This window comes from Streptomyces sp. NBC_00285 (assembly GCF_036174265.1).
In the GTDB taxonomy this organism is placed as follows: Bacteria; Actinomycetota; Actinomycetes; order Streptomycetales; family Streptomycetaceae; genus Streptomyces.
In genome coordinates this window covers 3,850,144-3,868,068 of record NZ_CP108055.1, presented here as the reverse complement: position 1 = coordinate 3,868,068, position 17,925 = coordinate 3,850,144, and the positions used below count along the sequence as shown (strand labels likewise).

Below are 17,925 nucleotides of genomic sequence, written 5' to 3'. Positions count from 1 at the left end.
TATTCGTCCGAACTGCTCGGGGAGACGGCCATGGGGGCCATTCCGGTGCAACGGGAGTGGGTTGCCCGTGCGTCCGTCGCACCGGTAGTCGGTGACGGCGCTCTCCCGCACGCGGCGGCGTACGTCCAGGCCACTCTCCCCGGCGTGCCGTTCGCGCTGGCCTCGGCCAGGGCCCTGTTACGGGACACGATCGCCGAATGGACCGAACTCGGCCTGCCCGGCACGGAGTTCCTCACCGACCGGCAGGCCGACGACGGCGTGGCCGTCGTCAGTGAGCTCGTCACCAATGCCGTCGTGCACGCGGGTACCGAAGTCGAACTGCGCTGCCGTCTGGAGGCGCGCACCGGCGCCCTCGTCATCGAGGTCCTCGACCACCATCCCTCGCGTGCCGCGCACGACGGTGATCCCGAACTGTCCTACGGCATACCGGAGTACGGGCGCGGACTGCGCCTGGTCGCAGCCCTCGCCGAGTCCTGGGGCGTCACCTACCGCACCGGCGCCAAGACGGTGTGGGCGCAGCTGCCGGCCGGCGGCAAGGAGGCCGTCGACGGGATCCAGGCGTACGCCGGGGAGGCCGCGCGGGGACGGGAGCCGGAGGGCGCGCACGAACGGGGGCTGCGGATCGCAGGGAAACCCGCCCCGGAGCCGCCCCGGGCACCCGCCCCGCCCACCTCCCGCGGGGAGCAGGACCGGGACTGGCTCAACCGCGGCGCCCTGTCCTTCCTCGCCGAGGCCTCCGATCTGCTCGCCGGACAACTCGACGAGAACCTCGTCGCCGCCCTCGCCGGCCAGCTGATCGTGCCGCGGCTGGCCGACTGGTGTGCGGTGTGGCTGGAGGACGAGGTCGCCGGACGCTGGGGATCCCCGAGCCCCGGCGGGGCCGAGAACGCGCCTGGCCGAGGCGAGGGCGCCGCGCCCGGACCCCGGCTGGCCCGGGTGTGGCACGGCGCCGAGGCCCGGATCGACGAGCTGCGGCGCGCTCTGGAGAAGGAGCCGCCGAGCCCCTTCGCCATGGACCGGTCCGGGCCCGCGCCGTTTCCCTGGCCCGGCGAGGCGCTCGGCCCGCACGGCACCCACGGCTCCGCGCTCGCCTACCGCCTCACCGCCGGCGGCCGCCCGCTGGGCACCCTGGTCATCGGCCGGGCCGGGCTGCTCTCCTTCCCCGACGAGATCACCGGGCTCGTCGAGGACCTCAGCCGCCGGGTGGCGCTCGCCATCGGCGCGGCCCGCCAGTACGCCCGGCAAGCCACCATCAGTGCGGTGCTCCAGCGCGGTCTGCTGCCCGGCGCGGTCGCCGAGATCCCCGGGATGCGCAGCGCCCTGGTGTACGAGCCGTGCGACAAGGGCGGGCCCAGCGGCGACTTCTACGACCTCTTCCCGGCCGACGAAGGCCGCTGGTGCTTCGCCCTCGGCGACGTCCAGGGCAAGGGTCCCGAGGCCGCCGTGGTCGTCGGGCTGGCCCGGCCCTGGCTGCGGCTGCTGGCCCGCGAGGGCTATCGCGTCGCCGACGTACTGGACCGCCTCAACCAGCTGCTCCTCGACGACGCGACGGAGACCGCGGACGCGGCGGCGCGGGCCCTGGCCGCCGCGGGCGGACGCCCCGTGAACCCCGGCGACGGCCCGCAGACCCGCTTCCTGTCCCTCCTCTACGGCGAGCTCGTCCCCTTCGACGGCGGAGTGCGCTGCACTCTCGCCTCCGCCGGACACCCGCTGCCGCTGCTCCTCGGGGCGGACGGCACGGTCCGTACGGTCGCGCGGCCGCAGACCCTCATCGGGGTCGTCGAGGACGAGACGTACACCAGCGAGACCTTCGAGCTGCGCCCCGGCGACAGCCTGCTGTGCGTCACCGACGGGGTGACCGAGCGGCGCAGAGGCCCCCGGCAGTTCGACGACGAGGACGGGCTCGCCCAGGCGCTGGCGGGATGCGCGGGGCTGGACGCCGAGCTGATCGCGGAGCGGATCAGACGGCTGGTGCACGAGTTCGGTGCGCGGCCGCCGGAGGACGACCTGGCGCTGCTGGTGCTGCAGGCGGAGTAGCCCCCGGCCGGGTGCTGGACAATGGAGGGCATGCCTTCCGCACTCCCCGACGGCGAACCCGTTCCCGACGACGGCTCACTCCCCGCGTCCGCGCTCGCCGGATCCACCGACCGTCCCCTCGGCTTCTATCTGCACGTCCCGTACTGCGCGACCCGCTGCGGCTACTGCGACTTCAACACCTACACCGCGACCGAGCTGCGCGGCTCGGGCGGGGTGCTGGCCTCCCGCGACAACTACGCGGACACCCTGATCGACGAGATCCGGCTCGCCCGGAAGGTCCTCGGCGACGATCCGCGGCCGGTCCGCACGGTGTTCGTGGGCGGCGGCACGCCGACCCTGCTGGCCGCCGGGGACCTCGTACGGATGCTGGGGGCGATCCGCGACGAGTTCGGGCTCGCGGCGGACGCGGAGGTGACGACCGAGGCGAACCCGGAGTCGGTGGACCCGGCGTATCTGGCCGCTCTGCGGGAGGGCGGCTTCAACCGGGTGTCCTTCGGCATGCAGAGCGCGAAGCAGCACGTGCTGAAGGTCCTGGACCGCACGCACACGCCGGGGCGGCCCGAGGCCTGCGTGGCGGAGGCCCGAGCAGCGGGCTTCGACCACGTGAACCTGGACCTGATCTACGGCACCCCGGGGGAGTCCGACGACGACTGGCGGGCCTCCCTGGAGGCGGCGATCGGGGCCGGACCGGACCATGTGTCGGCGTACGCACTGATCGTCGAGGAGGGCACCCAGCTGGCTCGCCGTATCCGCCGGGGCGAGGTCCCGATGACCGACGACGACGTCCACGCGGACCGGTACCTGATCGCGGAGGACGTGCTGTCGGGCGCCGGGTTCGACTGGTACGAGGTGTCCAACTGGGCCACCTCGGACGCGGGCCGGTGTCTGCACAACGAGCTGTACTGGCGCGGGGCGGACTGGTGGGGCGCCGGGCCCGGGGCGCACTCGCACGTGGGCGGGGTGCGGTGGTGGAACGTGAAGCACCCCGGGGCGTACGCGGGTGCGCTGGCCGCGGGGCGGTCGCCGGGGGCGGGGCGGGAGCTGCTGTCCGAGGAGGACCGCAGGGTCGAGCGGATCCTGCTGGAGCTGCGGTTGCGGGAGGGCGTGCCGTTGTCGCTGCTGCGGGAGGCGGGGCTGGCGGCTTCCCGCAGGGCGCTGGGGGAGGGGCTGCTGGAGGCGGGGCCGTATGGGGAGGGGCAGGGTGTGCTGACGCTGCGGGGGCGGTTGCTGGCGGATGCGGTGGTTCGGGATCTGGTGGATTAGGGGCCTGGTGGGGGTGGCGCGTCGGGTTGTGCGGCGGCTACGGGTTCGTTGTGGCTGGTCGCGCAGTTCCTCGCGCCCCTGAGCAGGTTGCGGCTGCGGTCAGTCGCACGCAGACGCAGCTGCACCCACCCAAGGGGCGCGGCGGCTGCGCGACCCGCCCGCAGACTCGCCGCGCGTATTCGCTACGGCGCCGTGACGAAGTCGATCAGCTCCTCCACCCGCCCCAGCAGCTCCGGCTCCAGGTCCTTGTACGAGTTCACCCGCTTCAGGATCGCCTGCCACACCGCGCCCGTGTTCTCCGACGGCCAGCCCAGCGCCCGGCACACTCCCGTCTTCCAGTCCTGACCGCGGGGGACTTCGGGCCACGCCTCGATGCCCAGGGACGACGGCTTCACCGCCGCCCAGATGTCGATGTACGGGTGGCCGACGACCAGCGCGTGTTCGCTGGTCACCGACGCGGCGATCCGGGACTCCTTGCTGCCCGGCACCAGGTGGTCCACCAGCACACCCAGCCGGGCGTCCGGCCCCGGCGCGAATTCGGCCACGATCGACGGGAGGTCGTCCACGCCCTCCAGGTACTCCACGACCACGCCCTCGATGCGCAGGTCGTCGCCCCAGACCCGCTCCACCAGTTCCGCGTCGTGGCGGCCCTCGACGTAGATCCGGCCGGCGCGGGCCACGCGCGCGCGTGCGCCGGGCACGGCGACCGAACCGGAGGCGGTCCGTGAGGGTCGTACGGGAGCCGCGGCCGCGGGCCGGACCAGGGTCACCACCCGGCCCTCCAGCAGGAAACCGCGGGGCTCCAGCGGGAACACCCGGTGCTTGCCGAAACGGTCCTCCAGGGTCACCGTGCCCGCCTCGCAGCGGATCACCGCGCCGCAGAAGCCGGTGCCCGGCTCCTCGACCACCAGACCGGGATCGGCGGGCACCTCCGGCACCGGCTTGGGCTTCTTCCACGGAGGGGTCAGGTCGGCGGAGTACTGGCGCATTCGGATGACGATAGGAGAAGCGGCCCGGGAGTCCTCACGACACGCCGAAGCGCGCCGCCAGCGCGTCCCGCTGGGCCCGTACGAACGCCGCGTCCACCACCGCTCCGTGACCGGGCACGTACAGCGCGTCCTCGCCGCCCAGCGCCAGCAGCCGGTCCAGCGCGTCGGGCCAGCGCGTCGGTACGGCGTCCGGCCCCGCCTGCGGTTCGCCCGACTCCTCGACCAGGTCGCCGCAGAACACCACCTCCGGTGAACCGGGGACGAGGACCGCGAGGTCGTGGGCCGTGTGGCCGGGTCCGACGTTCGCCAGCAGGACCTGCCGGCCGCCGCCCATGTCGAGCGTCCACTCACCACTGACGTGATGCCCCGGGGAGACGAGCGCGTCCACCGCCTCGTCCGCCGACGAGGCATCCAGGCCGTTGCGTACCGCGTCCGCCCGCAGTTCCGCGCGGCCGAGGCGCCCCGCCAGCACCGTCTCCACACCCACCGCGCCGAACACCTCCGCCCCCGCGAACGCCGCCGCGCCGAAGACATGGTCGAAGTGGGGGTGGGTGAGCGCGAGATGGGTCACACGGTGACCGGCGAGTTCCTCGGCCTGTGCGCGCAGGCGGACGCCCTCCGCGAGACCGGAGCCGGAATCGATCAACAGGGCCGTGCCCTCGCCGATCACCAGGCCCGCCGTGCAGTCCCAGCCGGGCAGCCGGCACCGCCCCACCCCGGCCGCGACCCGCTCCCACCCGAGCTCTTCCCAAGTCACCGTCATACCGCGACGCTAGGCCCTGTCCGGCGGTTCGTGCAGGCGGCCGCGTTGTCGGCACTCGCCGGAGCTCCGCGTCGACTCCCTCCTCCGGCGTGCAGCGGCACGCCCCCGCGCTCGAATCGACCTTGCGCGGGAGGCACCCCCATCGCCCCCGCCCACCTGCACGTATGGGGCGTCGCCCCTGAAAGTCGGCCTGATCCGCCGGACGGGCCCTGCCGGTCCAAGCGGTCCTGCCGGGACCAGCCTTGCCCTGGGAGTACCCCACCGCCGTACACTGGCCCGGGAGCGCTGGCACTCGGACGGACAGAGTGCCAGGCGAGGCGACGAGGGATCGACTTCTGGAGGTGTGCGCGATGCTGAGTGAACGCAGGCTCCAGGTGCTGCGCGCCATCGTCCAGGATTATGTCGGCACCGAGGAGCCGGTCGGGTCGAAGGCCCTGACCGAGCGGCACAACCTCGGAGTGTCCCCGGCGACCGTCCGTAACGACATGGCGGCCCTGGAGGACGAGGGGTTCATCGCCCAGCCGCACACCAGTGCCGGGCGGATCCCCACGGACAAGGGGTACCGCCTCTTCGTCGACAAGCTGGCCGGCGTCAAGCCGATGACCGCGCCCGAGCGGCGCGCCATCCAGAACTTCCTCGACGGCGCCGTCGACCTCGACGACGTGGTGGCGCGGACCGTGCGGCTGCTCGCGCAGCTCACGCGGCAGGTCGCCGTCGTGCAGTACCCCTCACTGACCCGCTCGACCGTGCGGCACGTGGAACTGCTGTCACTCGCCCCCGCGCGCGTGATGCTCGTGCTGATCACGGACACCGGCCGGGTCGAGCAGCGCATGGTCGACTGCCCGGCGCCCTTCGGGGAGGCCTCGCTCGCCGATCTGCGGGCGCGGCTCAACAGCCGGGTCGCGGGGCGGCGGTTCGCCGATGTGCCCCGGCTGGTCGAGGACCTGCCGGAGGGGTTCGACGGCGAGGACCGGGGTACCGTCACCACGGTGCTCTCCACTCTTTTGGAGACGCTCGTCGAGGAGAACGAGGAGCGGCTGATGATCGGCGGCACCGCCAATCTCACCCGCTTCGGACATGACTTTCCCCTCACCATCCGGCCCGTCCTGGAGGCTCTGGAGGAGCAGGTCGTCCTCCTCAAACTCCTTGGTGAGGCCGGAGATTCGGGCATGACCGTACGCATCGGTCACGAGAACGCCTACGAGGGACTCAACTCCACTTCAGTGGTGTCGGTCGGCTACGGTTCGGGCAACGAGGCGGTCGCCAAGCTCGGCGTGGTCGGACCGACCCGCATGGATTACCCGGGAACGATGGGAGCGGTACGCGCAGTGGCACGGTACGTCGGACAGATCCTGGCGGAGTCGTAAGTGGCCACGGACTACTACGCCGTTCTCGGCGTGCGCCGCGACGCGTCGCAGGAAGAGATCAAGAAGGCGTTCCGTCGGCTCGCTCGCGAGCTGCACCCGGACGTCAACCCGGATCCGAAGACCCAGGAGCGGTTCAAGGAGATCAACGCCGCCTACGAGGTGCTGTCGGACCCGCAGAAGAAGCAGGTCTACGACCTCGGCGGCGACCCGCTCTCGCAGGCGGGCGGCGGCGGCGCGGGCGGCTTCGGAGCCGGCGGGTTCGGGAACTTCTCGGACATCATGGACGCGTTCTTCGGTACGGCGTCGCAGCGGGGTCCGCGCTCACGCACCCGGCGCGGCCAGGACGCCATGATCCGGCTGGAGATCGAGCTCGACGAGGCGGCCTTCGGCACGACGAAGGACATCCAGGTCGACACGGCGATCGTCTGCACCACCTGCAGCGGTGAGGGCGCGGCGCCGGGCACCTCCGCGCAGACGTGTGACATGTGCCGCGGCCGCGGTGAGGTGTCGCAGGTGACGCGGTCCTTCCTCGGCCAGGTCATGACCTCGCGGCCGTGCCCGCAGTGCCAGGGCTTCGGCACCGTCGTCCCGACCCCGTGCCCCGAGTGCGCCGGCGACGGCCGGGTCCGCTCGCGCCGGACGCTGACGGTCAAGATCCCGGCCGGTGTCGACAACGGCACCCGGATCCAGCTCGCCGGTGAGGGCGAGGTCGGCCCCGGCGGCGGTCCCGCCGGTGACCTGTACGTCGAGATCCACGAGCTGCCGCACTCGCAGTTCCAGCGGCGCGGCGACGACCTGCACTGCACGGTCACCCTCCCGATGACCGCGGCCTCCCTCGGCACCAAGGTCCCGCTGGAGACCCTCGACGGCATGGAGGAGGTCGACATCCGACCGGGCACCCAGTCCGGCCAGTCGATCCCCCTGCACAGCCGGGGCGTCACGCACCTGCGCGGCGGCGGCCGGGGCGACCTCATCGTGCACGTCGAGGTCCAGACGCCGAACAAGCTCGACCCCGAGCAGGAGCGGCTGCTGCGCGAGCTGGCCAAGCTGCGGGGCGAGGAGCGGCCCACCGGGCAGTTCCAGCCCGGACAGCAGGGCTTGTTCTCCCGGCTGAAGGACGCGTTCAACGGTCGCGCGTGAGCCATGAGCCGTGGGACGGCCGCCGGGGCCCCGGCGGCCGGCCTCCCTCGGCTTCTCTCGGCCCGAACGGCCTTGCCCCGGACGCCGGACGGGCCGGAATCCGCCGGTCGTCGACCGGCGCTCCGGTGGTCCTCGCCGGGTCGAAGGCCGGATTCGGACTTGTCCGGAGGACGTGACAACATGCCGTCATGTCCTCCGCACTGACCGATCTCTTCCCTCACCCGATCGTGCAGGCGCCCATGGCGGGCGGCGTCTCCGTGCCGCGGCTCGCCGCCGCCGTGTCCGACGCGGGCGGGCTCGGGTTCCTCGCCGCCGGACACAAGACGGCCGACGGGATGTACCAGGAGATCAAGCAGCTTCGGGGGCTCACCGGACGGCCCTTCGGCGTCAACCTCTTCATGCCGCAGCCGGAGTCCGCGGACCCGGCCGCCGTCGAGGTCTACGCCCACCAGCTGGCCGGCGAGGCCACCTGGTACGAGACCGAGCTCGGCGACCCCGACAGCGGACGTGACGACGGCTACGACGCCAAGTTCGCCGTCCTGCTCGACAACCCGGTCAAGGTGGCCTCCTTCCACTTCGGCATCCCGAGTGGTGAGGCCCTTCAGACGCTGCGCCGGGCCGGCACCTTCACCCTCGTCACCGCGACCACCCCCGAAGAGGCCCTCGCCGTGCAGTACGCGGGCGCCGACGCCGTGATCGCCCAGGGCGTGGAGGCCGGCGGTCACCAGGGCACCCACCGGGACATCCCCGAGCAGGACGACTCCGGCCTCGGCCTGCTGTCCCTCGTCGCCCAGATACGCGAGACGGTGACCCTTCCGATCGTCGCCGCCGGCGGCATCATGCGCGGCAGCCAGATCGCCGCCGTCCTCGCCGCCGGAGCCGACGCGGCCCAGCTCGGCACGGCGTTCCTCGCCACACACGAGTCCGGCGCCCACGACGTGCACAAGCAGGCGCTGACCAACCCCCTCTACGTGCGCACCGAGTTGACCCGCGCCTTCTCCGGCCGCCCCGCCCGCGGTCTGGTCAACCGCTTCATGCGCGAGCACGGCCCCTACGCCCCCGCCGCCTACCCCGAGATCCACCACCTCACCACGCCCCTGCGAAAGGCCGCCGCCAAGGCCAAGGACGCGCAGGGCATGTCGCTGTGGGCCGGACAGGGACACCGGATGGCACGCGAACTGCCGGCCGGACAGCTCGTGGAGCTCCTCGCGGCCGAACTCGCGGACGCCAGGACAGCGTTGTCGGCCAAGGGGGACCTGCGATGACCGCACCGGTGTTCGTCGTCGAGCGCTTCGTCGAGCAGACCGAGCCGGGCAGCGGCGGACGGTACGTCCTCGACGGCCCCGAAGGGCGCCACGCCGTTTCCGTGAAGCGGCTCCAGCCCGGCGAGGACGTCATTCTCACCGACGGCGCCGGGCGCTGGGCCGACTGCGTGGTGCTCGGAACCGAGGGCAAGGACCGGCTGATCGTCCAGCTGGACTCGGTGTCCGAACAACCCGCCGCACAGCCCCGTATCACCGTCGTCCAGGCACTCCCCAAGGGCGACCGCGGTGAGTTGGCCGTCGAGACCATGACCGAGGTCGGCGTCGACGCCGTCGTGCCCTGGCAGGCGGCCCGCTGCATCACCCAGTGGAAGGGCGAACGGGGACTGAAGTCGCTCGGCAAGTGGCGGGCCACCGCCCGTGAGGCCGGCAAGCAGTCCAGGCGGCTCCGCTTCCCCGAGATCGCGGACGCGGCGACCACGAAACAGGTTGCCGCACTTCTCGCCGAAGCCGACTTCGCCGCCGTGCTCCACTCCGACTTCGAGCGCGGCAGGTGGCCACTGGCCACCGCCGAACTCCCCGACGAGGGCGAGATCGTGCTGGTCGTCGGCCCCGAAGGCGGCGTCGCCAAGGACGAGTTGACGCTTTTCGAAGAGGCGGGTGCGCGGGCGTATGTCCTCGGACCTACCGTGTTGCGGACATCTACCGCCGGGACGGCGGCCGCGGCCCTGCTGCTGGGCCGTACCGGCCGCTGGTCCTGAGCCCGAGAGGAACACCGTGGAACTCGCCCAGGTACGCCTGCTCGTCAGCGACTTCGCCGCCTGCTACCACTTCTACGCCGACGTCCTCGGCCTCAAGCCCCAGTCGGGGGCGACGGGCGGACCGTACGAGAAGTTCAGCCCCGCCACCGGCTCGGCGGGCATCGCCCTGCAGGACCGGTCGATGATGGCGGAGGTCCTCGGCGAACTGGGTGACACGGCCACCGGCCACCGCTCCCTCGTGGTGCTGCGCGTGGACGAACTGGACGCCTACTGCGAGCAGATCACCGCCCGCGGCGCCACCCTGCTGCGCGGCCCGGTCCCCATGACGGAGCGGATGCGGGTCGCCCACCTCAAGGACCCGGAGGGGAACCTGGTGGAGCTTCAGGAGTGGCTGCTGCTGCGCGGCTGAGCACTGCGTCGAACAGGTCCCAGCCGTCCAACTCCCCGCCGTGCGGTAGGAGTCCGCGGGCCGTCGCCTCGTCGACCAGACGGCGTACGGTACCGGGCTCGTTCAGGTTGAGCGCCCTGCCGGGGCCGGTCGCCACAAAGCCGTCGAGCGCGTAGCAGCCGGAGATGCCCCGGCCCTCGCCCGTCCGGAAGACGATCCGGGTGCGGACCCCGTCGAGGATCAGCTGGAGCACGTCGCGGCAGACGTCGCCGTCCCGGTGCTTGTGCCGGAGGCTCCATATGTAGGTCCGGTCGTCCACGACGAGCCGTCTCGCCGCACGGTTTCCACGCATCCGCCCAACGTAGCCCGACCGGCGCGCGCGTGGCCGTATGCGCCCTACCCTCCGGGGCGGGACAGTGGCAGGCTGCCCTCCATGGTGGCGTTGAGACGGAACGGGCGTCGGCCGCGCGGGATGCGGGTGGCGGGCGTGGTCGGGGGTGCCGTACTGGCCGTGGGCGGGGTCGCCGCCTGTGACCCGGCCGGCGTGGTCAGCTCCGCGACCATCTCGTACACCACCGACCAGCTGGTCACCAAGGAGCTCAACCGGCAGAAGGCCGACGTGACATGGCTGACCTGCCGGGCCTCCTACGGCAACGGCGACCGGACCCCCAGCGCCAGTGTGAACCCCGTCGCCACCGTCGACTGCCAGGGAAAGACGAATGACGGCAAGGACATCACCGTCAAGGGCAAGGTGACCCGGGCCGTCAGCGGTGCGTGTGTGCGCGGCGACCTCACCGCCACGGTGGGCGGCAAGCAGTGGTTCCACGTGCAGGGCCTCGGCGACTGCACCGCCACGCCCACGCCGCCGGTCAACAACCCGGGACAGCCCGGCCCCACCGTCACCGTGACGGTCACGAAGACCATCTGGTGCCAGAAGGACCCGCAGTGCTGGCCCGACGGCAAGTGATCGAAAAAGCTGTGCACGGGGACCGCCCGTGCATAGGGTGACCGGGTGACACAGCCTGCGACGTCCGCATATCTCCGGTTTCCGCATCTGCAGGGCGAGTTGGTGGCCTTCACCGCCGAGGACGACGTGTGGCTCGCGCCGCTCGACGGCGGCCGCGCCTGGCGTGTCAGCGCGGACAACGTGCCCGTCACCCACCCCCGTATCTCACCCGACGGCACCACCGTCGCCTGGACCTCCCCCTACGGAGGCGCCCCCGAGGTGCACATCGCCCCGGTCGACGGCGGACCGGTCAGGAGGCTGACCCACTGGGGCAGTTCACGCACCCAGGTGCGCGGCTGGACCCCGGACGGGGACGTCCTCGCGATCACCACCCACGGCCGGGCGAGCCTGCGCCGCAGCTGGGCGCACGCCCTGCCGCTCGACGGCGGACCCGGCACCGTCCTGCCGTACGGCCCGGTCGGCCATGTCGCCTACGGCCCGGCGACCGTGGTGCTCTCCGCGCCCATGGGCCGGGAGGCCGCCTGGTGGAAGCGGTACCGGGGCGGCACGGCGGGCAAGCTGTGGATCGACCGCGAGGGCGACGGCGAGTTCGTCAGGCTGCACGAGGACCTGGACGGGAACCTCGAATACCCGGTGTGGGCGGGGGAGCGCATCGCGTTCCTCTCCGACCACGAGGGCACCGGCGCCCTCTACTCCTCCCTCGCCGACGGCTCCGACCTGCGACGGCACACGCCCCTCGACGGCTACTACGCCCGGCACGCCTCCGGCGACGGCACCCGCGTCGTCTACACCTCGGCCGGCGAGCTGTGGATCCTCGACGACCTCGACGGTGCCGAACCGCGCCGCCTGGACGTCCGGCTGGCCGGCCAGCGTGCCGACCGGCAGCCGTTCCCGGTGAACGCCGCCCACTGGTTCGGGTCCGCCGCACCCGACCACACCGCACGCGGCAGCGCGGTCGCCGTACGCGGAGCCGTCCACTGGGTCACCCACCGCTCGGGCCCGGCCCGCGCGCTCGCCGTCGAACCCGGCGTCCGGGCCCGGCTGCCGCGCACCTTCCGCACCGAGGGCGAGGAGTGGGCGGTGTGGGTGACGGACGCGGAGGGCGACGACGCCCTGGAGTTCGCGCCCGCCACCGGCCTCGCCCCGGGCGCCACCCCGCGCCGCCTCGCCGCCGGACAGCTCGGCCGCGTCCTGGGCCTCGCCATGGCCCCCGACGGCAGCCGGGCCGCGGTCGCCGCCCACGACGGCCGCGTCCTGCTCGTCGAGCGGGAGACCGGTGAGGTCCGCGAGGTCGACCGCAGCGAGGACGGCGATGTCCGGGGCCTGGCCTTCTCGCCCGACTCGGCCTGGCTCGCCTGGTCGCACCCCGGCCCCACCCCGCTCTGCCAGCTGCGCCTCGCCAACACCACCGACCTATCCGTCACCGAGGCCACCCCGCTGCGCTTCCAGGACTACGCCCCCGCTTTCACCCTCGACGGCAAACACCTGGCCTTCCTCTCCAACCGCTCCTTCGACCCGGTCTACGACGAGCACGTCTTCGACCTCGCCTTCGTCGTCGGCGACCGCCCGCACCTGATCACCCTGGCCGCGACCACCCCGTCCCCCTTCGGCCCGCAGCGGCACGGCCGACCCTTCGAGGCCCCCGACAAGGACGAGACCCCCGACAGCGAGGGCACCCCGGCCACCCGCATCGACCTCGAAGGCCTCGCCGACCGGATCGTGCCCTTCCCGGTCGAGGCCGGCCGCTACTCCAACCTGCGCGCGGCCAAGGACGGCGTCCTGTGGCTGCGCCACCCCGTCCAGGGCGTCCTCGGCTCCTCCCGGGCCACCCCGGACGACCCCGACCCCAAGACCGACCTGCAGCGCTACGACCTCGCCCAGCAGCGCCTCGAACACCTCGCCGTCGACGCCGACCACTTCGCCGTCAGCGGCGACGGCAAGCGCGTCCTGCTGTGGACCGACGGCCGGCTGAAGGTCGTACCGAGCGACCGCCGCGCCGCCTCCGACGACGACAGCGACACGAACATCACCGTCGACCTCGGACGGATCCGGCAGACCTGCGACCCGTCGGCCGAGTGGCGGCAGATGTTCGAGGAGACCGGCCGCATCATGCGGGACCAGTTCTGGCGGCCCGACATGAGCGGCGTCGACTGGAACGGCGTCCTCGACCGCTACCGCCCGGTCCTGGACCGGCTGGCCACCCACGACGACCTGGTCGACCTCCTCTGGGAGGTGCACGGCGAACTCGGCACCTCGCACGCCTACGTCGCCCCTCGCGGCGGCCACAGCCACGGCCCCCACCAGGGGCTCCTCGGCGCCGACATCTCCCGCCACGAGGACGGCCCGCAGGGGTCGGCGCAGTGGCGCATCGACCGGATTCTGCCGACCGAGACCTCCGACCCGGACGCCCGCTCCCCGCTGGCCGCACCCGGCGCCGCGGTCCGGGCCGGGGACGCGATCGTCGCGGTCGGCGGCCACCCGGTCGACCCGGTCACCGGCCCCGGCCCCCTCCTGGTCGGCACGGCGGGCAAACCGGTCGAGCTCACCATCTCCCCGTCCGGCGGCGGCGATCCACGGCACGCCGTCGTCGTACCGATCTCCGACGAGGAGCCGCTGCGCTACCACGCGTGGGTCGCCGACCGGCGGGCCTACGTCCACGAGAAGTCCGGCGGCCGGTTGGGATATCTGCACGTCCCGGACATGCAGGCGCCGGGCTGGGCCCAGATCCACCGTGATCTGCGCGTCGAGGTGGCCCGCGAGGGCCTCGTGGTCGACGTCCGCGAGAACCGCGGCGGGCACACCTCCCAGCTGGTCGTCGAGAAGCTGGCCCGCAGGATCGTCGGCTGGGCGCTGCCGCGGGGGATGCGGCCGTACAGCTATCCGAGGGACGCGCCGCGCGGTCCGGTCGTGGCGGTGGCGAACGAGTTCTCGGGTTCCGACGGCGACATCGTCAACGCGGCGATCAAGGCACTGGGCATCGGCCCGGTGGTGGGCACGCGCACGTGGGGAGGTGTCATCGGCATCGACAGCCGCTACCGCCTGGTCGACGGCACGCTGATCACCCAGCCGAAGTACGCCTTCTGGCTGGAGGGTTACGAGTGGGGGGTCGAGAACCACGGCGTCGATCCCGACGTGGAGGTGGTGCAGCGGCCCCAGGACCACGCGGCGGGGAGGGACACGCAGCTCGACGAGGCGGTGCGGATCGCGTTGGAGGCGCTGGAGGCCAGTCCTGCGAAGATGCCACCGAGCCTGCCTCGTTAAGATGCCTCAGGACCTCGTACGGAAGGAACCACATGCCAGGGGAACCCCAGGACGACTGCCTGTTCTGCAAGATCGTCGCAGGCCAGATCCCGGCGACGATCATCCGTGAGACGGACACCACCGTCGCCTTCCGGGACATCAACCCCCAGGCACCCACCCACGTCCTCGTGATCCCCAAGGCCCACCACGAGAACGCCGCCGCCCTCGCCGCCGCCGCGCCCGAACTCGCCGCCGACGTCCTGCGCGAGACCGAGGCGGTCGCCCACGACGAGAAGCTGGACAGCTACCGCACCGTCTTCAACACGGGCAGCGGCGCCGGCCAGACCGTCTGGCACGCCCACGCCCATGTGATCGGCGGCCGTGGCCTCCAGTGGCCCCCCGGGTAACTCGTCGTGTCTGTACGTGAGTTGGTCGTCCTCGGCACAGCCAGCCAGGTCCCGACCAGGCACCGCAACCACAACGGCTACCTGCTGAGGTGGGACGGCGAGGGCATCCTCTTCGATCCCGGCGAGGGCACCCAGCGTCAGATGCTGCGCGCCGGTGTCGCCGCCCACGACCTCAACCGGATCTGTGTCACCCACTTCCACGGCGACCACTCCCTGGGCCTGGCGGGCGTGATCCAGCGCATCAACCTCGACCGGGTCCCGCACGAGGTCACCGCCCACTACCCGAAGTCGGGGCAGCGCTTCTTCGACCGGCTCCGGTACGCGACGGCGTACCGGGAGACGGTCCGGCTCACCGAGGCGCCGGTCGCCGAGGACGGGGTGCTCGCACAGGCCGGCGGCTACACCCTGGACGCCCGCAAGCTGTCCCACCCCGTCGAGTCCTACGGCTACCGCCTCACCGAACCCGACGGCCGGCGCATGATCCCCGGCCGTCTCGCCGCGCACGGCGTCAAGGGGCCCGACGTCGGACGGATCCAGCGGGAAGGCTCCCTGAACGGTGTCTCCCTCGACGACGTCAGCGAGGTCCGCCCGGGCCAGCGGTTCGCGTTCGTCATGGACACCCGCCTCTGTGACGGCGTGCACGCCCTCGCGGACGGCGTCGACATGCTCGTCATCGAGTCGACCTTCCTGGACGAGGACGAGCAACTGGCTCTCGACCACGGTCATCTGACGGCAGGTCAGGCAGCGTGCGTGGCCCGTGACGCCGGTGTACGGCACCTCGTGCTCACCCACTTCAGCCAGCGCTACCCGCAGCCGGAGGAGTTCGAGCGGCAGGCTCGGGCGGCCGGATACGAGGGCGAGCTGACCGTGGCCCATGATCTCCTGAGGGTGCCGGTTCCGAAACGGCTGTAAAGCCGCCGTACGATGCCCTGATGTCCATCCCCAAAGCTGAACTGCACCTGCACATCGAAGGCACCCTGGAGCCGGAGCTCGCATTCGAGCTGGCCGAGCGCAACGGCGTCGACCTGCCCTACGTCGACGCGGACGCGCTGAGCAAGGCCTACCGGTTCGAGGACCTCCAGTCCTTTCTGAACCTGTACTACGAGCTCATGGCCGTCCTGCGCACCGAGCGGGACTTCGAGGACCTTGCCAACGCGTATCTCGCCCGGGCCGCCGCGCAGGGGGTGCGGCACGCGGAGATCTTCTTCGACCCGCAGGCACACATCGCGCGGGGCGTGGACATGGGGACGGTCGTCGAGGGGCTGTGGCGGGCGCTGGGCAGCAGCGCGGAGAACCACGGCGTCACCACACAGTTGATCATGTGCTTCCTGCGGGACGAGTCCGCCGAGTCGGCCCTCGCGACGCTGGAGGCCGCGAAGCCCCACCTCGACCGGATCGTCGGCGTCGGACTCGACTCCGCCGAGGTGGGACACCCGCCGGTGAAGTTCCGCGAGGTGTACGAGGCCGCCGCCGCGCTGGGCCTGCGGCGGGTCGCGCACGCGGGCGAGGAGGGGCCGCCGGAGTACGTCGTCGAGGCGCTGGACGTGCTCGGCGTGGAGCGGATCGACCACGGGCTGCGGTGCATGGAGTCACCGGAACTGGTCGCGCGGCTGGTGCGGGACCGAGTGCCGCTGACCCTGTGTCCCTTGTCCAACGTGCGGCTTCGGACGGTGGATGTGCTCGCCGATCATCCGTTGCCGGCGATGCTGGACGCCGGGTTGATGTGCACGGTGAACTCCGACGACCCCGCGTACTTCGGCGGGTACGCGGGGGACAACTTCGACGCGGTGCGCTCGGCGCTGGGGCTGGGCGAGGAGCGGTTGCGGGAGCTTGCCCGCAACTCCTTCCTCGCGTCCTTCCTGGAGCACGACGAGGAGCTGCGGGCTCGGTATCTGGCGGAAGTCGACGCGTACGAGTTCTGAGGTGCGTTCTCGTCCGCGGGTGCGTCGTGGCCGGTCGCGCAGTTCCCCGCGCCCCTAAAAGCCTTACGCCGCCGTTGCTTTGTCGTACACCTGGGTTTCCACCTGGATTTCCACCACCGGCAAGGTCCGGCGCCCGGCACCCGTCGCCACCGCCGTCATCGGTACGGCGATCACCAGTAGGCCCGCCGCCAGGACCGTGCCCATCGCCGGGAAGCCGGCCTGGGCCGCGAGCAGGCTGCCGGTCAGCGGGCCCGCCGCCGTGCCCAGCGACGACGCCGAGCCGACCAGGACCGCCCAACGGCCGCGGGGGTCGAGGGAGGCGGCGAGGCCGATGAGGTACGACAGGACGATCGGGTAGAGCGTGTTCCAGGCGATCTCGCCTGCCGCGAAGGACGTCAGGTCGTTCGCGGAGGCGCTGAGGGTGATGCAGACGGCGATCAGGACCGTTCCGCCGCCGATGGGCAGGGCGCGGCCGAGCCGTGGGCCGAGCGCGCCCGCTCCGACGACGCCCAGCAGTCCCGTGCCGAGCGCGATCGCGAAGACCGCGCCGACCGTGGTCTCGGAGAGGTGGGCCTGGGTGAGGCCGATGCGGCCGCTGACGCCCCAGAGGGCGTTCTGGGCGAGGGACCAGCACAGGAGCGCGACGGCGAGGAGGAGACCGGCGCGGAGATGGGGGAGCGGGGTGCCGGTGTCCCGGCTGCGGACGGGGGCCGTGCGCAGGGGGAGACGGCCCGTCAGCGGCCACACGGCGAGCGCGGTGAGGGCGATCGCGGCGAGGGGCTGGCCGTGGCCGGGGCCCAGGTGGGGCACGGTGAGGTAGACGGCGCCCGCGAGCGCGGAGACGCAGAGGAGGCCGACGGTGGTCGTACGGTGCGGGTCCGGCTGGGCGGCGATGCCGGTGGCGGCCACCGCCGTCGACGTACCGGATCCGAAACCGCCGATCAGGGCGCCCGCGACGACGGCCGGGACGGCGTGGGCGAGGGCGGCGCCGCCGTAGCCGAGGACGGCGAGGGTGAGGCCGACGCGGGCCAGTGTGCGGGGTCCGATGCGGTCGACTCGGGAGGCGAGCAGGAAGCCGGCGGCCGCCGAACTCAGCAGCAGCGCGCTGCCGACGGCGCCCGCCTCGGTGGCGGTCAGCGAAAGCCCCGAGTCGAGTCTTCCGACGGTGGTGGGCAGGAGGTAGGGGGCGAGGTACCCGGCCGTGAAGAGGGCGACGAGGGGCCAGGGCAGGGTGGTGCGAGGGGCGAACACGGGCGTTCCCAGGGCATGCGAAAAGAAGCGGCTCAAGAAGGGGGTGGGGCGCAGGCCGTCGACGGACAGGAACGCGCGAAGAATTTGTATCAAGCACACGGTTGCGGAAGAAGCCCGGGTGGCGTGATCTGTCTCACGTCCCGTTTGGGGCGGGTGATACCGGGCAGA

16 protein-coding genes are annotated in these 17,925 nt (G+C 72.5%); 12 read left to right on the top strand and 4 right to left on the bottom strand.

The annotated features are described in order from the left end of the window. Window positions 1-30: 30 nt before the first annotated feature. Window positions 31-2,037: an ATP-binding SpoIIE family protein phosphatase gene (locus OHT57_RS17945; protein WP_328747434.1), complete on the top strand. Its 2,007-nt coding sequence runs from the start codon at window positions 31-33 to the stop codon at window positions 2,035-2,037. A gap of 30 nt (window positions 2,038-2,067) precedes the next feature. After that, the gene (gene hemW, locus OHT57_RS17940; RefSeq protein ID WP_328747433.1) at window positions 2,068-3,300 is read left to right on the top strand and encodes a radical SAM family heme chaperone HemW; all 1,233 of its coding nucleotides are present in this window, start codon (window positions 2,068-2,070) and stop codon (window positions 3,298-3,300) included. Window positions 3,301-3,482: 182 nt separating this feature from the next. On the opposite strand, the gene OHT57_RS17935 is transcribed toward hemW, so the two are convergent. Together OHT57_RS17935 and OHT57_RS17930 are read right to left on the bottom strand one after the other, a co-directional pair. After that, a complete protein-coding gene (locus OHT57_RS17935) occupies window positions 3,483-4,289 on the bottom strand; it encodes a DUF3097 domain-containing protein (protein WP_328747432.1) in 807 nt (268 codons plus the stop codon). Between the two features lie 34 nt (window positions 4,290-4,323). Next, window positions 4,324-5,052: an MBL fold metallo-hydrolase gene (locus OHT57_RS17930; protein WP_328747431.1), complete on the bottom strand. Its 729-nt coding sequence runs from the start codon at window positions 5,050-5,052 to the stop codon at window positions 4,324-4,326. Window positions 5,053-5,402: 350 nt separating this feature from the next. Between OHT57_RS17930 and hrcA the strand changes: the two genes are divergently transcribed. From hrcA to OHT57_RS17905, 5 genes are all read left to right on the top strand, one after another. Beyond that, window positions 5,403-6,419 carry a heat-inducible transcriptional repressor HrcA gene (gene hrcA, locus OHT57_RS17925; RefSeq protein ID WP_328747430.1) on the top strand — a complete coding sequence of 339 codons (1,017 nt, stop codon included), beginning with the start codon at window positions 5,403-5,405 and terminating at the stop codon, window positions 6,417-6,419. After that, the gene (dnaJ, locus tag OHT57_RS17920) at window positions 6,420-7,559 is read left to right on the top strand and encodes a molecular chaperone DnaJ (RefSeq protein ID WP_328747429.1); all 1,140 of its coding nucleotides are present in this window, start codon (window positions 6,420-6,422) and stop codon (window positions 7,557-7,559) included. Between the two features lie 188 nt (window positions 7,560-7,747). Further along, entirely contained in the window at window positions 7,748-8,824 is a 1,077-nt protein-coding gene (locus tag OHT57_RS17915) for a nitronate monooxygenase (RefSeq protein ID WP_328747428.1), read from the top strand. Continuing rightward, complete coding sequence (locus tag OHT57_RS17910) at window positions 8,821-9,582, top strand: 16S rRNA (uracil(1498)-N(3))-methyltransferase (protein ID WP_328747427.1); 762 nt, start codon at window positions 8,821-8,823, stop codon at window positions 9,580-9,582. Before OHT57_RS17915 ends, OHT57_RS17910 begins: the two co-directional genes overlap by 4 nt. Before the next feature lie 16 nt (window positions 9,583-9,598). After that, window positions 9,599-9,991, top strand: a complete 393-nt coding sequence (locus OHT57_RS17905; RefSeq protein WP_328747426.1) for a VOC family protein — start codon at window positions 9,599-9,601, stop codon at window positions 9,989-9,991. Here OHT57_RS17905 and OHT57_RS17900 read toward each other — a convergent pair. Beyond that, window positions 9,933-10,322 carry a hypothetical protein gene (locus OHT57_RS17900; protein ID WP_328747425.1) on the bottom strand — a complete coding sequence of 130 codons (390 nt, stop codon included), beginning with the start codon at window positions 10,320-10,322 and terminating at the stop codon, window positions 9,933-9,935. The two genes, OHT57_RS17905 and OHT57_RS17900, sit on opposite strands and share 59 nt — an antisense overlap. Before the next feature lie 81 nt (window positions 10,323-10,403). On the opposite strand from OHT57_RS17900, the gene OHT57_RS17895 reads away from it, so the two are divergent. The 5 genes from OHT57_RS17895 to OHT57_RS17875 are packed head-to-tail and all read left to right on the top strand — an operon-like array spanning window position 10,404 to window position 16,506. Next, complete coding sequence (locus tag OHT57_RS17895) at window positions 10,404-10,937, top strand: hypothetical protein (protein ID WP_328747424.1); 534 nt, start codon at window positions 10,404-10,406, stop codon at window positions 10,935-10,937. A gap of 45 nt (window positions 10,938-10,982) precedes the next feature. Continuing rightward, window positions 10,983-14,198, top strand: coding sequence for a S41 family peptidase (locus OHT57_RS17890; RefSeq protein ID WP_328747423.1), 3,216 nt, complete (start codon window positions 10,983-10,985; stop codon window positions 14,196-14,198). A gap of 32 nt (window positions 14,199-14,230) precedes the next feature. Continuing rightward, window positions 14,231-14,584, top strand: a complete 354-nt coding sequence (locus OHT57_RS17885) for an HIT domain-containing protein (RefSeq protein ID WP_328747422.1) — start codon at window positions 14,231-14,233, stop codon at window positions 14,582-14,584. 6 nt (window positions 14,585-14,590) lie between these two features. Then, complete coding sequence (locus OHT57_RS17880) at window positions 14,591-15,496, top strand: ribonuclease Z (RefSeq protein ID WP_328747420.1); 906 nt, start codon at window positions 14,591-14,593, stop codon at window positions 15,494-15,496. Window positions 15,497-15,516: 20 nt separating this feature from the next. Further along, complete coding sequence (locus OHT57_RS17875) at window positions 15,517-16,506, top strand: adenosine deaminase (protein WP_328747419.1); 990 nt, start codon at window positions 15,517-15,519, stop codon at window positions 16,504-16,506. A gap of 63 nt (window positions 16,507-16,569) precedes the next feature. Here OHT57_RS17875 and OHT57_RS17870 read toward each other — a convergent pair whose 3' ends face one another. Continuing rightward, complete coding sequence (locus tag OHT57_RS17870; protein WP_328747418.1) at window positions 16,570-17,757, bottom strand: MFS transporter; 1,188 nt, start codon at window positions 17,755-17,757, stop codon at window positions 16,570-16,572. Window positions 17,758-17,925 lie beyond the last annotated feature (168 nt).

Coding starts and splice junctions, on each gene's coding strand:
- OHT57_RS17895 (WP_328747424.1), top strand. CDS start 10,404: ATGGTGGCGTTGAGACGGAACGGGCGTCGGCCGCGCGGGATGCGGGTG.
- hemW (WP_328747433.1), top strand. CDS start 2,068: ATGCCTTCCGCACTCCCCGACGGCGAACCCGTTCCCGACGACGGCTCA.
- OHT57_RS17915 (WP_328747428.1), top strand. CDS start 7,748: ATGTCCTCCGCACTGACCGATCTCTTCCCTCACCCGATCGTGCAGGCG.
- OHT57_RS17945 (WP_328747434.1), top strand. CDS start 31: ATGGGGGCCATTCCGGTGCAACGGGAGTGGGTTGCCCGTGCGTCCGTC.
- hrcA (WP_328747430.1), top strand. CDS start 5,403: ATGCTGAGTGAACGCAGGCTCCAGGTGCTGCGCGCCATCGTCCAGGAT.
- OHT57_RS17910 (WP_328747427.1), top strand. CDS start 8,821: ATGACCGCACCGGTGTTCGTCGTCGAGCGCTTCGTCGAGCAGACCGAG.
- OHT57_RS17930 (WP_328747431.1), bottom strand. CDS start 5,052: ATGACGGTGACTTGGGAAGAGCTCGGGTGGGAGCGGGTCGCGGCCGGG.
- OHT57_RS17875 (WP_328747419.1), top strand. CDS start 15,517: ATGTCCATCCCCAAAGCTGAACTGCACCTGCACATCGAAGGCACCCTG.
- OHT57_RS17900 (WP_328747425.1), bottom strand. CDS start 10,322: ATGCGTGGAAACCGTGCGGCGAGACGGCTCGTCGTGGACGACCGGACC.
- OHT57_RS17885 (WP_328747422.1), top strand. CDS start 14,231: ATGCCAGGGGAACCCCAGGACGACTGCCTGTTCTGCAAGATCGTCGCA.
- OHT57_RS17935 (WP_328747432.1), bottom strand. CDS start 4,289: ATGCGCCAGTACTCCGCCGACCTGACCCCTCCGTGGAAGAAGCCCAAG.